The sequence below is a fragment of the Streptomyces sp. NPDC054841 genome, from assembly GCF_053611045.1.
This window is the reverse complement of the sequence record NZ_JBSGZO010000034.1, coordinates 24,790-38,362: the sequence shown is the minus strand read 5'-3', so window position 1 is coordinate 38,362 and position 13,573 is coordinate 24,790. Positions and strand designations below refer to the sequence as shown.

Annotated in this window: 12 protein-coding genes; 9 read left to right on the top strand and 3 right to left on the bottom strand. The window is 70.4% G+C overall.

Features of this window, described 5'->3' with window-relative positions:
- Window positions 1-54: 54 nt before the first annotated feature.
- The 3 genes from ectB to ACWGI8_RS07875 all read right to left on the bottom strand — a co-directional run bounded on the left by ectB (window position 55) and on the right by ACWGI8_RS07875 (window position 3,083).
- Window positions 55-1,341 (bottom strand): diaminobutyrate--2-oxoglutarate transaminase, encoded by a 1,287-nt coding sequence (ectB, locus tag ACWGI8_RS07885; RefSeq protein WP_453659242.1) that lies wholly within the window; start codon window positions 1,339-1,341, stop codon window positions 55-57.
- A 94-nt stretch (window positions 1,342-1,435) separates the two neighbouring features.
- Entirely contained in the window at window positions 1,436-2,440 is a 1,005-nt protein-coding gene (locus ACWGI8_RS07880) for a LuxR C-terminal-related transcriptional regulator (RefSeq protein ID WP_453659241.1), read from the bottom strand.
- Between the two features lie 376 nt (window positions 2,441-2,816).
- Window positions 2,817-3,083, bottom strand: a complete 267-nt coding sequence (locus ACWGI8_RS07875) for a hypothetical protein (protein ID WP_453659240.1) — start codon at window positions 3,081-3,083, stop codon at window positions 2,817-2,819.
- 159 nt (window positions 3,084-3,242) lie between these two features.
- Here ACWGI8_RS07875 and ACWGI8_RS07870 point away from each other — a divergent pair, with 159 nt between their 5' ends.
- The 9 genes from ACWGI8_RS07870 (at window position 3,243) to ACWGI8_RS07830 (ending at window position 13,461) form a co-directional block, all read left to right on the top strand.
- Window positions 3,243-4,178 carry a helix-turn-helix transcriptional regulator gene (locus tag ACWGI8_RS07870; RefSeq protein WP_453659239.1) on the top strand — a complete coding sequence of 312 codons (936 nt, stop codon included), beginning with the start codon at window positions 3,243-3,245 and terminating at the stop codon, window positions 4,176-4,178.
- Between the two features lie 576 nt (window positions 4,179-4,754).
- Window positions 4,755-5,327, top strand: a complete 573-nt coding sequence (locus ACWGI8_RS07865) for a DUF3291 domain-containing protein (protein ID WP_453659238.1) — start codon at window positions 4,755-4,757, stop codon at window positions 5,325-5,327.
- 52 nt (window positions 5,328-5,379) lie between these two features.
- Window positions 5,380-6,660: an MFS transporter gene (locus ACWGI8_RS07860; protein WP_453659237.1), complete on the top strand. Its 1,281-nt coding sequence runs from the start codon at window positions 5,380-5,382 to the stop codon at window positions 6,658-6,660.
- 65 nt (window positions 6,661-6,725) lie between these two features.
- Complete coding sequence (locus ACWGI8_RS07855; RefSeq protein WP_453659236.1) at window positions 6,726-8,066, top strand: SidA/IucD/PvdA family monooxygenase; 1,341 nt, start codon at window positions 6,726-6,728, stop codon at window positions 8,064-8,066.
- Window positions 8,067-8,107: 41 nt separating this feature from the next.
- Window positions 8,108-9,433, top strand: coding sequence for a SidA/IucD/PvdA family monooxygenase (locus ACWGI8_RS07850; RefSeq protein ID WP_453659235.1), 1,326 nt, complete (start codon window positions 8,108-8,110; stop codon window positions 9,431-9,433).
- Between the two features lie 27 nt (window positions 9,434-9,460).
- Window positions 9,461-9,880 carry a cupin domain-containing protein gene (locus ACWGI8_RS07845; protein ID WP_453659234.1) on the top strand — a complete coding sequence of 140 codons (420 nt, stop codon included), beginning with the start codon at window positions 9,461-9,463 and terminating at the stop codon, window positions 9,878-9,880.
- Window positions 9,877-11,079 carry an NAD(P)/FAD-dependent oxidoreductase gene (locus ACWGI8_RS07840; RefSeq protein ID WP_453659233.1) on the top strand — a complete coding sequence of 401 codons (1,203 nt, stop codon included), beginning with the start codon at window positions 9,877-9,879 and terminating at the stop codon, window positions 11,077-11,079. The genes ACWGI8_RS07845 and ACWGI8_RS07840 overlap by 4 nt, the downstream gene beginning before the upstream one ends.
- A 49-nt stretch (window positions 11,080-11,128) precedes the next feature.
- Window positions 11,129-11,797, top strand: a complete 669-nt coding sequence (gene epsC, locus ACWGI8_RS07835) for a serine O-acetyltransferase EpsC (RefSeq protein WP_453659232.1) — start codon at window positions 11,129-11,131, stop codon at window positions 11,795-11,797.
- Window positions 11,794-13,461 carry a class I tRNA ligase family protein gene (locus ACWGI8_RS07830; RefSeq protein ID WP_453659231.1) on the top strand — a complete coding sequence of 556 codons (1,668 nt, stop codon included), beginning with the start codon at window positions 11,794-11,796 and terminating at the stop codon, window positions 13,459-13,461. The genes epsC and ACWGI8_RS07830 overlap by 4 nt, the downstream gene beginning before the upstream one ends.
- Window positions 13,462-13,573 lie beyond the last annotated feature (112 nt).

Below are 13,573 nucleotides of genomic sequence, written 5' to 3'. Positions count from 1 at the left end.
GGCCTCATCGGAGCGATGAGGCCGGGCCTTGGTGGCGGCACGGTGGGGGAGACGTCAGGACGTCTCGCGGACGGCCCTGCTGAGAATGCGCAGGCCCTCGTCGAGCTCGTCGGGGGTGATGGTGAGCGCCGGCAGCAGCTTCACGACCTCGCTCTCCGGGCCGGAGGTCTCGATCAGCAGACCGAGTTCGAAGGCACGGCGGGCGACGCGGTCCGCGCGGCCCTTGTCGTGGAATTCCAGACCCCAGACCAGGCCCCGGCCGCGCAGATCGGCGACTTCCTGCGCGTGCTCGACGGCGATCGCCCGCAGCGCCCACTCCACCTGCTCGCCCCGGGCCAGGGTCTGCTTCTCCAGCTCACCGTCGGTCCAGTAGGCGTCGAGCGCGGCCGCCGCGGTGACGAACGCCGGGTTGTTGCCGCGGAAGGTGCCGTTGTGCTCCCCCGGCTCCCAGACGTCCAGCTCCGGCTTGAACAGGCACAGAGCCATGGGCAGTCCGTATCCGCTGATGGACTTCGACACCGTGACGATGTCCGGCACGATGCCCGCCTCCTCGAAGGAGAAGAACGCGCCGGTGCGGCCGCAGCCCATCTGGATGTCGTCGACGATCAGCAGCATGTCCCGGCGCTTGCAGACGTCGGAGAGCCGGCGCAGCCACTCGGCGCGCGCCACGTTGATGCCGCCCTCGCCCTGGACCGTCTCGACGATCACCGCGGCGGGCTGGTTCAGGCCGGAGCCCTTGTCGGCCAGCATGCGCTCGAACCACGAGAAGTCCGGTTCGCCGCCGCCCAGATAGCCGTCGAACGGTATCGGGGTGGTGTGCACCAGCGGAACGCCCGCACCCGCCCGCTTGAAGGCGTTGCCGGTCACGGCGAGCGAGCCGAGCGACATGCCGTGGAAGGCGTTGGTGAACGAGACGATCGACTCGCGCCCCTTGACCTTGCGGGCCAGCTTCAGCGCGGCTTCGACCGCGTTGGTGCCGGTCGGTCCGGTGAACATGACCTTGTAGGGAAGGCCGCGCGGGCGCAGCAGCACATCGCGGAACGTTTCCAGGAAGGTCCGCTTGGCGGCGGTCGACATGTCCAGGCCGTGGGTGACCCCGTCCTGCTGCAGATAGTCGAGCAGGGCCCGTTTGAGGACGGGATTGTTGTGGCCGTAGTTGAGTGAGCCGGCGCCGGCGAAGAAGTCCAGGTACTCGCGACCTCCCTCGTCGTACATGCGGCTGCCCAGGGCCCGGGTGAAGACGGTGGGCCAGCTGCGGCAGTATCCGCGGACCTCCGACTCCAGGGTCTCGAAGACGCTGAGGTCGGGGTGGGTGCCGAGGTCGGGCTGGGTGATGGTCATGGCTTGCTCCAGGTGTCGCTGATGCGTACGTGCCCCCGTGATCGCGGGTGCCGCTGCGAGGTGTGTGGTCCTGATGCCGTGAGGCCGGCGGCCGCTACATCCAGCCGCGGGCCACGGCACGGCAGCCGGCCTGGAATCGGCTCTTGGCGTCGAGACGCGTCATGAGCTGAGCCGTGATCCGGCGTACGGTGCGCACGGAGACGCCCATGCGGCGAGAAGCGGTTTCGTCGGTGGCACCGTCGGAGAGTTGCCGCAGGAGCTCGCGCTCCACCGCGGTCAGGCCGTGCTCGTCGACACCGGGGACGCATCCGAGGTCCTCGCTTCCGAGCCAGTAGCGGTCGAAGAGCGTGTCGAGGCTCGCCACCGTCCCCTGGTGGCTGATCACCACGGCGCCCGCGTCGGGATCCTTGGGGACGTGCGGCAGCACGGCGGTGGTGCCGTCGAAGATCATCAACTGGACCGGGATGGTGGGCGCGGTCCGCGTCCGGGCCCCGGCGCCGACCAGCCGGGACGCCTCCGCATACTGCGCCGGCCGGTTGCCGATGCTGCCGAGGTGGATCTGGCGCAGGCGCACTCCGCGCCGGAGCGCCGCTTTCGCCTGGTCCTCGAGAAGTCCGTCGAACATTCCGCCCGGTTCCGGGGTGATGACGGAGATGCCGACCCGGGAGCTCTGGACGAGATCCCGGATGCGTACCGTCGCGGCCGCCGGTTCCTCCAGGAATTCCATGGCCAGGTTGGGGCTGCGTCCGGTGAGGGATTCGTGAACCGAGATGAGCGCCGCGACATTGACCTCCAGCTGCTCGAACTCCGCCTGAGCCGCCAGGATGTGTTCGCGTCGGCGGGCGAGTGCCGCGGTGAGTCCGACGCGTGGATTGACCGGACAGATCTGGCGGTCTTCGGGGCGCCCCGATGTGGAGGCGACGATACGTACGAGTGAGGCTTCGGCCAACGCGAGGACCGCCGTGTCGATGTGGTCGCCGGGGAGTTCGAGGCGCAGGACGAGTTCGGCGTGAGTCGAGCCGTTCAGATCGAGAAGTGCGTGGTAGACGCGGGTCGCCTCCTGGTCGATGCCCAGGGCGGCCAGTTGCAGAGCCGTCATCGCTGCCAGCCCGGGTCTTCGGAGATCCCCGTCGTGCTCTGCCAGCCCGGATCGGGCTGCGGCGGCAGAACACCGCCGGCGGCGACGGAGCGGGAGGCGGACTCCGGAGTGCCGGTGTCACCGGGAGAGGCAACCGCAAAAGCCAATATCGCGGCGGCGAAAACCGAGAAAGCAGCAACAAAAGAGCGCACCTGTACTCCTCCGGGCATGGATGACCACAGAAACTGTGGCAAAGGGAATTGCGTATCGCGGGGTTTCGCCGAGGCGATCCGTCCGGCGACACATTCCATGATTCACGTCCGGAGCGTCGGTGTCCTGCTTCCGCGCTGGCACAAACCGCAGCTGACACATCTGTGCCGCGTTCGTCCGTCCCGGGTCAGAGCTCGGGCTGCCACCCTTCGGGCTCGGCCGCGCTCTGCGTGGCCGCCGTGAGGAGGGCCAGCAGTCCGTCGCGGGCCTGCGCCTCCTGCCGCGCACGGCACAGGACCACGCCGAGGAGGCCGGCGCGGGAGACATGCACGCGGCGATGCTCGGCCCACGGCGCTTCGTCGAGGCTCCGCTCCAGCGCACTGGTGATCAGTCGGGCCTCGACGGGATCCACGGGCGCATCGGTTCCGTTGAGGCGGAAGGGGATGAAGCGCATGCGTCCACTCTTGGGGACCTGTCGCCTCGTTCGGTACCCGGATTCTGGACAGGATGTTGCCTGGCAGCTACCTGTCGTGTTGATCTTTCCCCAGTGAAGGGGGAACGACAGGTGTTTACAGCCCTGGGGCTTACGACAGATGCGAATAATGTGTATCGAATGATGCTCGCCCATCCCGACCACGGGGTGGCGGAGCTCGCCGAGGTACTTGATTGGAATGAGCACAGAGTCAGGGCCGCCATTGACCAGTTGGCCGACTTCTCGCTTCTCCAGGACCCGGAGCCGGGCGGTGGGCGGCTGCGGGTCATCAGCCCGCAGCTCGCGCTGGACTCGCTCTACGCACGTCAGCAGGCCGAGGTCGCGCGCCGGCAGGAGGAGCTGACCGCGAGCCGGGTGGCCGCGTCGCAGATGATCGCCGAGTACACCGCGAGCAGCAGCGAGTCGGAGAAGTACGCGGTGGAACGACTGGTGGGCCTGGAAGCGGTCCGGCGGCACATCGGGGAGCTGGCGGCCTCGGCCCGCCGTGAGACCTGCGGCTTCTCCCCGGGCGGCCCGCAGACGCCGGAGAACCGCGCGGCCAGCCGCCCGTTGGCCGAGGCGCTGGCCGAGCGGGGCATCACCGACAGGACGATCTTCCTGGAGAGTCTGCGCAACGACCCGGAGAGCGTCGAGCACGTCCGGTGGCTGATCTCCCTGCGCAACGAGGTCCGTGTCGTGCCGGTGCTGCCGATGCGGATGTACATCGTCGACGGGGAGGTCGCGATGGTGCCTCTCGACCCGCACGACAGCTCCCGGGGAGCGGCGGTCATCCGCGAACCGGGCGCCGTCGCCGCCTTCCTGGCCCTCTTCGAGGCGGTATGGGCCACGGCCGCTCCTTTCGGTGAGACGCCGCGCCGTGACCTCGATGACCCCGGCTCGCTCCCCCGCGAGCTGCTGCGTCTCCTCGCGCAGGGCTACACCGACGAGGCGGCCGCGCGGAAGATGGGGGTCTCCCTGCGTACCGAGCGCCGGCTCATCTCCGACCTCATGGAGCAGCTCGACGCGCGTAGCCGGTTCCAGCTCGGCCAGAAGGCCATGGAACGCGGCCTGCTCTAGGGCGTGTTGCGAAAGTCCCGCCTGGCCCGCGACGCCTGGCACGCACTCCCCCGTAGCCCTGTGGGCACGGGAGGTGCCCCCACGCTGCGTTGTCGGACTCATCCAAGTACGTCCAGTACGAGGATGATCTCTCCCAGCTACCGCTGGGAGGGGCCCCCACCGCCTTGCGATCGCACGCACCGAACGCCGCGGGCCCCGCCCTCCGGGCGGACGGCGCTACTTTCGCAACACGCCCTAGAAGTCCACGCCGATCGGGCCGTCGGGAGCGACGGCCCGCCCGCGTCCCGGGACCCACCGCCCGATATCGCACTCGAAACGGCCCTACCAGCGGCGTTGCCCGGGCGAGGCATGCTCTTGCCATGACACTTGTGTGCCGCCCCTCACGGGTGACACGGCTGTCTCGCTCCGGCAAGACTGATGCCCGTCGCCGTGAACACGGAGATTCCGTCAGGGAGATCGCGGCAGACCGGAAGCCGGCATGTGAACGTCCGCGCCTTCCCTCCCGGCACCCTCGGATGCCGGCCTCCGCCTGCTCTCTTTCGCGTGCCCCTGCCCTCTGCCTGCTGGAGTCCCGTCATGAAGCATTACGTCGCCTTCACCACTTTCGCCGTGCTCAAGCAGCCCTACGCGCATGTGGACAACGAGACGTTCAACGAGCTGGAGCCCATCGTCTTCGGCGCCTCCGAGACCAGCCCCGGATTCGTCGCGCGGGCCACCGCCGTGGACACGGTGACCACGGAGTGGACCAACTTCGGCCGGGACTACGGGGAGTGGGGCATGTTCGCCGTTCCGTCCTTCTACACCGGCGGCCGCGAGGACGACACCGACAGCCGCGCCTCCACCCTCTCGGTCTGGGAGGACCTGGAGTCGGTGCACGCCTACGCCTACTCGGACGTGCACCTGCACGCGCTGCGCAACCGCCGCGAGTGGTTCGTGCACCTTCCCTACCGGCTGTACGCGGCCTGGTGGGTTCCGGAGGGCACCGTACCGACCTGGCAGGAGGCCTGCGACCGGCTGGAACTCCTCAACGACCGCGGTCCGTCGCCGGAAGCCTTCGACTTCATCAAGCCATTCACCGCGGACGGCAGCCCCTACCGGCTGCGCAACGCCCGCAACGCCGCGCAGCCCGCCGGTGCGGTGCACGCCTGATCCGGCCGGCCCACGTACACGGGACCCCACCACCTCGACCCCAGGAACTGACATGACCACCACGGCAACCAGGCCGTCGCCGACCTCGAATCAGGCACGCACCCGGATCCTGCTGATCGTTCTCGCCACGGCGGCCTTCCTCCTCTCCCTCGCGGGCTCGGCGCTGAAGAACACCTTGCAGGTGTACTTCCTGCCGATCGCCGACTCCTTCGACAGCTCGCGTGGTGCTCTGGCCACGGCGACGACCCTTTTCGCCATCGCCACCGCGGTGGCCTCACCGCTGGTCGGCGGCCTGGCCGACCGCATCGGGGGTGCGGCGACGCTCGCCCTCGGCACCGCTCTGGCGGGCGTCGCGTTCATCGGCTGTGCGCTGTCCGGGGAGCTGTGGCTGTTCGTCACCGTCTACGGCATCGTGGCGGCGTTCGCCTTCGCCATGCTGTCGTTCGTGCCGCTCGGCGTCCTGGTCGACGAGCTGTTCCGTGACGGACGCAAGGGCCTGCTGTACGCCCTGCTCACCAACGGCGCGGCCGTCGGGTTCATCGTGCTGGTGCCGCTGTGGTCCTGGCTGGACACCAAGGCGTCCTGGGAATCGGTGCTGCTCGTCACGGGACTGGTGTTCCTCCTGGTCCTGGCTCCGCTCGCGATGCTGACCGCCCGCCAGGCGTCCAAGGTCACCAGCGCGTCGCAGGACGCGCCCGCCGTGGCCGACACCGCACCTGAGCCCGCGCGGCCGGTGTCCTTCGTCGAGCGGCTGCGCAAGGCCGTCGCCGCTCGTGAACTGCGTGCCCTGGCGCTGGCGTTCTTCTCGTGCGGTGTCACGATGGCCTTCATCGACGTGCACTTCGTGCCGATGGTGCACGACCACGGCGGCAGCCACTCGACCAGTTCGACGGCTCTGGTTCTGCTGGGCGTCTTCGAGGTCGCCGGCGGCCTCCTCGCCGGCTGGCTGTGCGACCGCGGTCTGATCAAGTCGGTACTCATCGCGGCCTACGCCCTGCGCGGTGGCGCGATGCTCCTGGTGAGCGTCTCGGCCGAACCCGTCCCCGCCATGGCCTTCGGCGTCGTCTTCGGCATCAGCTACCTGGCCACGGTGGTGGCCACCACCATGTGGGCCGCGAAGTCCCTGCCCGTCTCCATCCGCGGTACCGCCATGGGTCTCGTCTGGGCCATCCACGCGGCCGGCACCGCGATCGGCAGCCAGGCCGGTGCCAGCCTCGCCGACCTGACGGGCAACTACACCGCCGCCACCCTGGCCAGCGCCGCCCTGGCGGGCTGTGCCTGCCTGCTGGTGTGCGCGACGCCCGCACCGCCCGCCGCCGAGGCGAAGCGCTGACCCGCGCCCTGTCGCATTCCCGTACTCGGCCCGGCATCACACCTGCTCGCCCCTCGGAGGCTCGCGTGACCACCAGCACTCCCGTCCATGACATCCTCGGCATCGGCTTCGGCCCCGCCAACATCGCCCTCGCCATCGCGCTCGAAGAGCGGTACCCGCATCTGACGGCCCGCTTCCTGGAGGCCCGCCCCACCCCCGAGTGGCAGCCCGGCATGCTGCTCGACGGGTCCGACATCCAGAACCACCCCAGCCGCGACCTCGTGACCCTGCGCAACCCGCGCAGCCGTTACAGCTGGCTGAACTACCTGCACGAGCAGGGCAGGCTGCTGCGTCACCTGAACCAGCCCGTGCCGTTCCCGCTGCGCAAGGAGTACGCCGGCTACATACGCTGGGCCGCCTCGTTCTTCTCGCACCAGGTCGACTGCGACCAGCGCGCCGCCTCCATCCGGACGGTGGAGCAGTACGGCGAGCGGCTGTACGAGGTGCTCACCGAGCGCGGCGACCGTTACCTGGGACGCACGCTCGTGGTCGCTCCCGGCCGTACCCCGTACATCCCGGAGCCGTACGACACTGCCCTCGGTTCGCGGGTGTTCCACCTCACTCAGTACCTGCCGCGCCTGGAGCAGCTCACCGCCGGCGGCGCCCCGGAGGCCGTCGCGGTCATCGGCGGCAGCCAGAGCGCCGTGGAACTCGTTCTCGACCTGCACCGCCGCTTCCCGCGGACGCGGGTGGTCACCTACAGCCGCTCGCACTCGCTGCGGCAGAAGGACACCAGCCCCTTCAGCGAAGAGGGCTACTTCCCCGAGTTCACGCGCTACTACTTCAACGCCTCGGCCGAGAACCGCCGCGCCCTGGACCGGTACATGCAGCCGACCAACTACTCCTCGGCCGACGGCGACGTGCTGGAGGAGCTGTACACGACCATCTACGAGCAGGAGCTCGACGGCGATCAGCGGGTCTTCGTCCGCGGCAATCACCAGGCCACGAAGGTGGCCGTCACCGGAGACAAGGTCCGCCTCGACTTCACCGAACTGATCACGGGCGAGTCCACCGCGGACAGCGTCGACTTCGCGGTCCTGGCCACCGGCTTCCGCAACCTGGGCCCCGGCGCCCACGAGGAGCTCTGCCCGGCCCTGCTCAAGCCGCTGCACGACCGGCTGGCCACCGAGGACGACGGCCGCCTGCGGGTCGGATACGACTACGCGCTCGCCCCGCGCGAGGGCGAGACGCTGCCCCCGCTGTTCCTGAACGGTCTGTGCGAGTCGAGCCACGGCATCGGCGACGCCGGATCCTTCAGCCTCCTGTCGCTGCGCGCCGGGACGCTGTCCGACGCTCTCGCCACCCGCCTGAGCGCCGCCTCCGCGGCCCTCGCCGACGTCGACGCGCCGGCGCCCGTCGCGGCTTGATCCGCCCGCCGCCGACGCGACTTCCGACAGAGGTACTCACCGTGCAGATCAATGACATCGTGGTGGCCGGCTTCGGCCCGTCCGGCATCGCCCTGGCCGCGGCCGTCGAGGACCACGACGACGCCCATCCGGAGACACCCGCGCTGCGTGCCGCGTACCTGGAGCGTGCCGCCACCTCCGCGTGGCAGCCCCACCAGGTGCTGCCCGGCACCGACATCCAGCATCACTTCCTGCGCGATCTGGCCACCCCGCGCGATCCGCGCTCGCGCTTCACCTTCCCCAACTTCCTTCAGCAGAGCGGCCGTTTCTACCCGTTCACGCTGCTGGGCGGCTATGTGAGCCGGCTCGAGTGGTCGGAGTACGTGCAGTGGGCCGCCGAGCAGGTCAGGACGCCCGCGGAGTACCACCGCGAGGTCCTGCTGATCGAGCCGGTCGCGGACGCCGACGGCGTGGTGCGGACCGCGCGAGTGGTCAGCCGCGACCCCCGCGACGGCAGCGTGCACGAGCACTACGGGCGCAACGTGGCCCTCGCCACCGGGCACCGGCCCCACGTGCCGGCGGTCTTCGCCGACGCCGTCGGTGAGCGTGTCTTCCATGCAGCGCAGTACCTGCCCCGCATGGCCGCCCTGCGCGGCTCGGACCGGGAGCCGAAGCGGTTCGCGGTCATCGGCGCCGGGCAGACCGCCGGCGAGATCGTGCTGCATCTGTCCGGCGAGGATCCGGGCGCGCAGATCCACTCGCTCGTGCGGCACGGCGGCTTCAAGATGTACGAGCTGGGCCACTTCAGCAACGAGGTCTACTTCCCCGAGTCGACCGACTACTTCTACTCGCTGGACGGCGCCGTGCGGGAGAAGGCCCTCGACCAGTCACGTGCCACGAACTACTCGGCCGTCGATCCCGACGTGTCCACCGCCCTGTACCAGGCGGTCTACCAGGACCGGCTGACCGGCGTCCACCGCCTGCACATGCACCGGCGTACCGACGTCACGCGGGTGGACGTCACCGATTCCGGGGTGCGCCTGACCACCACGGAGGTCTTCACCGGTGCGACGGGCACGCTCGACGTGGACGCGGTGATCCTCTGCACCGGCTACCGGGAGCCGAAGCTTCCCTCCCAGCTGGAGCCGTTCACGGCCTACCTCCGGCGAGACGGGGAGGGCCGCGTGAACGTCACCCGGGCGTTTCGCGCCGAGACCACCGCCGACTGCGAAGTCGGGATCTACCTCGACGGCATGACGGAGTGGCGGCACGGCATCGGCAGTGCCACGTCCTTCAGCCAGATGTGTGACAAGGCCGACACCATCCACCGGGACCTGCGCCGCGTCCTCGACCGCCGGCCGCTGTCGCCGCAGCCGGCCACCGTCTGACGCACGCCGCTTCGAAACGGAGACACCATGCACGTATTCACCACCCGCCCCGAGGACATGACGTTCGAGGCGGAGTACAACGTCAGCGGCCGGCGGATCTTCCCGTGGGACGGGGCGGTCAAGGAGCCCTTCTGGGGCGGAGCCTGGGTCGATGTGGCGCCCGGCGACACCTCGACCGCGCACTCGCACGACGAGAATGAGATGTTCTTCATCACCGAAGGCAGCGGCGTCATGCGCATCGGCGAGGAGACGCGCCGGGTGGGCGCGGGCGACACCGTGTTCATCACGCCGTTCCTCGATCACGACCTGACCAACGACGGCAGCACCCGGCTGCGGTTCGTCAGCATCTGGTGGGGCGGCGCGGACGCGGTCGCCGCCGAACGCGCGTACTGGGCGGCCGAGTTCGGCATCGCCGATGCAGTGGCCGGAACCGGGACGGACCGGTGAGCGCCCCGCAGCCGGCGGACGCCGTCGTCATCGGCGGTGGAGTCATCGGAGCTGCCATCGCCTACCACCTCGGCCTCTCCGGCCTGGGACGTGTCGTCCTGTGCGATCAGGGACGCACCGCCGCCCAGGGAGCGACGTCACGCTCCGGCGGTTTGCTGCGCCTGCACCACACCGTGAGCCCGGACACCGCGCTCACTGCGCGCAGCCTGCCCGTGTTCGAGCACTGGGCCGAGGTCATCGGCGGGGACTGCGGATACCGCCGCACCGGTTTCGTGATGCTCGTCGGCGAGCAGCACACGGAGGCCCTGCGGGAGAACTGCGAGCGGGTCGGCGCGGTCGCCGGCCACCGCCGGTCCGAGGTCATCGGCACCGACGAGGTCCGCACGCTGTACCCGGGACTCAGTGTTGAGGGGGTGGGCGCGGCCGCGTACGAGCCCGAGGGCGGCTACGCCGACCCGGCCGCGACGGCGGGCGCGCTGTTCGCGGCGGCCCGCCGCCTGGGCGTCAGCCCGTCCGAGGGGGTGCGGGCGGAACGGGTCGTGGAGCGGGGCGGCGCCGTCACCGGCGTGCAGACCTCGATCGGGCTGATCGAGTCGCCGCTGGTGATCCTGGCCAGCGGGGCCTGGGGGTCCGCTCCGGCCGCGCATCTGGGCATTCAGATTCCGGTGACCGCGCGCCGTATCGGCCTGGCCCAGGCCTCGCTGCCCGGTGCGGGCCGACGCGGCTCGCCGGTGTCCGTGCCGACCTGCATCGACGACACCACGGGCGGCTACTTCCGGCCCGAAGGCCTGGACCGGTTCTACTTCGGTGTGCCGAGCAACCCGGACGTGCGGCTGGACCACGATGTGGCCCCGCTGACGCCGCAGGAGGTCGACGCGGCCGTCGCCGCGATCTCCCGCCGGGTGCCCGCCGCGGCCAAGGCCCCGCTGGTCGGGACCCGCTCCGGCCTGGACGGGTACACCCCCGACAGACGGCCCGTCGTCGGCGCCGCGGGACCCGAGGGCCTGTATCTGGCGCTGGGCTTCAGCGGTGGGGGCTTCAAGCTGGCCCCGGCCGTGGCGGAGCTGGCCGTCCGCGAGATCACGGAGGGCGGTGCGGTCATCGGCAAGGCCACCCAGGAGCTGCTCGAGCCCTACCGGCCTCAGCGGTTCCTCGGTGGCCGGCCGATCGTGCCGGAGGCGCCCTATGACCACATGTGAGCGCCCCACGGGCCGACGGGAGTCGAAAAAGGCACGCAGGAAGCGCACGGTGCGTGAGTCACGGCCGTCGGTGCTGTTCCTGATGCGTGAGGACCTGGAGACGATCCTGTCGAAGGATCCGGCCGCCCGCAGCAGACGCGAGGCCCTGTTGTATCCGCACATCCACGCCCTGTGGAGCTACCGCTTCGCGCACTGGCTGTGGCGGCACGGGCACCGCATCACGGCACGCGCGGTGTCGATGACCGCGCGGTCCGTCAGCGGGATCGAGATCCATCCCGGCGCGGAGATCGGCCGCCGCTTCTTCATCGACCACGGCAGCGCCGTGGTCATCGGAGAAACCGTACGGATCGGCGACGACGTGATGCTCTACCACCAAGTCACGCTCGGCTCGGTGGGCTGGTGGAAGGACCTGCGCCGGCCGGCCGGCTCCCGTCGGCATCCCGTCATCGAGGACGGCGTGATCATCGGTACCGGAGCCAGTGTGCTGGGTCCCGTCACCGTCGGCATCGATGCCCGCATCGGCGCGCACTCCGTGGTCCTCGACGACCTGCCGCCCCACGCCCGCGTCACGGCAGCCGCTTCTCGCGTGCTGCGACCTCCGCAGCCGCCGATCGAGGCCCCGACGGCCGAGGCCGGCGCCCTGGCCTTGCTGCCCGACGACACCGACCGCCCCGAGGGCGACGTCCTCCGTATACCTGAAGGAACCACAGCCTCATGAGCACCTACATCGTCACCAGCGCCCCGCCCAACCCCAACGGCGACCTGCACCTGGGGCATCTGTCCGGGCCCTTCCTCGGCGCCGACGTCCTCACCCGTCACCTGCGCCAGCGCGGCCACCACGTCCGCCACGTCGGCTACTCCGATGAGCACTCCTGCTACGTCCCGCGGCGCGCCGCCGAAATCGGCTCCACCGCCTACGAGACGGCGTTCCGGTTCGGCAACCGGATGGAGGAGACGCTGTCCCTGGGGGCGATGCACCACGACTGGTTCACCCGCCCGCTGACCAACCCCCGCCACACCGCCGTCGTCCAGGAGTTCTTCACCTCGCTGTGGGAGCAGGACCGGCTGGTAGTCCGGAACCTGCCGGTCTTCTACTGCGCCGGCTGCGAGCGGCACCTGTACGAGGCAGAGGTACGCGGCGAGTGCCAGTTCTGCGGCGACCCGTCCGACGGCGTCTACTGCGAGGCGTGCGGCCTGCCGCAGGAGCCGGCGGGCCTCGCCGCGCCGCGCTGCACCAGCTGCTGGGAAGAGCCCGAGCTGCGCACCCTGGACCGGATCTGCTTCCCGCTGGAGGACTACCGCGGGCAGCTCCTCGACTACTACGAGCGGGCCCAGGCGCAGGCCGAATGGCGTCCCCGCCTGACCGCCTACCTGGAGACGCTGCTGAGCCGCGAGCTGCCGCTGACCCCGATCAGCCGGATCGCCGACTACGGCATCCCGGTGCCGCTCGCCGAGTGGGACGGGCACATCCTCGACACGTGGTTCAGCGGCATCTTCGGATACATCGCGGCCACGGCCTGCCTCACCGAGGCCGAGGGCGAACCGGAGCTGTGGCGCCGGCAGTGGACCGATCCCGAGACGAAGATCGTCAACTTCATCGGTTTCGACTGCTCGTTCTCCCATGCGGTGCTGTGGCCCGCTCTGCTGATGGCGCAGGGCACGCTCACCCTGCCGAGCCAGGTCGTGACGAACGAGTTCTACCGGCTGGAGGGCGAGAAGTTCTCCACCAGCCGCAACCACGCGGTGTGGGGAGGGAAGTTCCTGCGTCAGGTCTCCGCGGACGCACTGCGCTTCCACCTGTGTCTGACCGGCCCGGAGCGTGAGCAGACCAACTTCGCGGCCAAGGAGTTCGCGGACACCGTCGAGACGCTCCTCGTCGACGGTGCGGAGCGGTGGGCCGAATCCGTGCTCCACCTGCTCGGTGAGGACTTCGGCTCCGCCGTGCCCGCCGTCGCCGCCGCAGTGGCGTACACGGGGCCGCTCACGGAAGTACTCGACGGACTGGCCGACGAGATCGCGTCGACCCTGGCCGCGGAGTCGCTGTCGCCGCAGGCCGCGGCCGCCGCCCTCGCCCACGCCATCGATCGTGGCGTCGGCGATCTGCCGGCGCTGGCGCGGTCGCGGGCCGCCGCGGAGCACAGCGACGACGCGAAGGACGCGTACGCCCGGCGCCTGGTCACGCATGTGGAGGCGCTGGCACTGGTGACGTCGCTGTCGGCGCCGCTGATGCCGGGCTGGTCAGCCTTCCTGGCCCCGCACTTGGGTCTTGAGGTGTCCGCCGAGACCCGGATGCCCGGGTGGCCGGACCGTGCCGACGGGCCGCTGGTCGCCGCGGGCCAGGAGGTCACCGCCCAGCCGCCCACGTTCTTCCGTCAACTGTGAGCCACGCACCCGCGGCACCGGTGGCGAAGACGCGTCCGCCGTCCTCGCTCGGCACCACGGGGGCGGTCCTGGGCGGTGGAACCTTGTTGGTGCCGGCCGCCCTGGCACCGGC

Excerpts from the sequence above, each read along its gene's own strand:
- ACWGI8_RS07865 (WP_453659238.1), top strand. The coding sequence starts at position 4,755 with ATGAAGCATTACGTCGCCTTCACCACTTTCGCCGTGCTCAAGCAGCCC.
- ACWGI8_RS07845 (WP_453659234.1), top strand. The coding sequence starts at position 9,461 with ATGCACGTATTCACCACCCGCCCCGAGGACATGACGTTCGAGGCGGAG.
- ectB (WP_453659242.1), bottom strand. The coding sequence starts at position 1,341 with ATGACCATCACCCAGCCCGACCTCGGCACCCACCCCGACCTCAGCGTC.
- ACWGI8_RS07870 (WP_453659239.1), top strand. The coding sequence starts at position 3,243 with ATGATGCTCGCCCATCCCGACCACGGGGTGGCGGAGCTCGCCGAGGTA.
- ACWGI8_RS07880 (WP_453659241.1), bottom strand. The coding sequence starts at position 2,440 with ATGACGGCTCTGCAACTGGCCGCCCTGGGCATCGACCAGGAGGCGACC.
- ACWGI8_RS07875 (WP_453659240.1), bottom strand. The coding sequence starts at position 3,083 with ATGCGCTTCATCCCCTTCCGCCTCAACGGAACCGATGCGCCCGTGGAT.
- ACWGI8_RS07830 (WP_453659231.1), top strand. The coding sequence starts at position 11,794 with ATGAGCACCTACATCGTCACCAGCGCCCCGCCCAACCCCAACGGCGAC.
- ACWGI8_RS07860 (WP_453659237.1), top strand. The coding sequence starts at position 5,380 with ATGACCACCACGGCAACCAGGCCGTCGCCGACCTCGAATCAGGCACGC.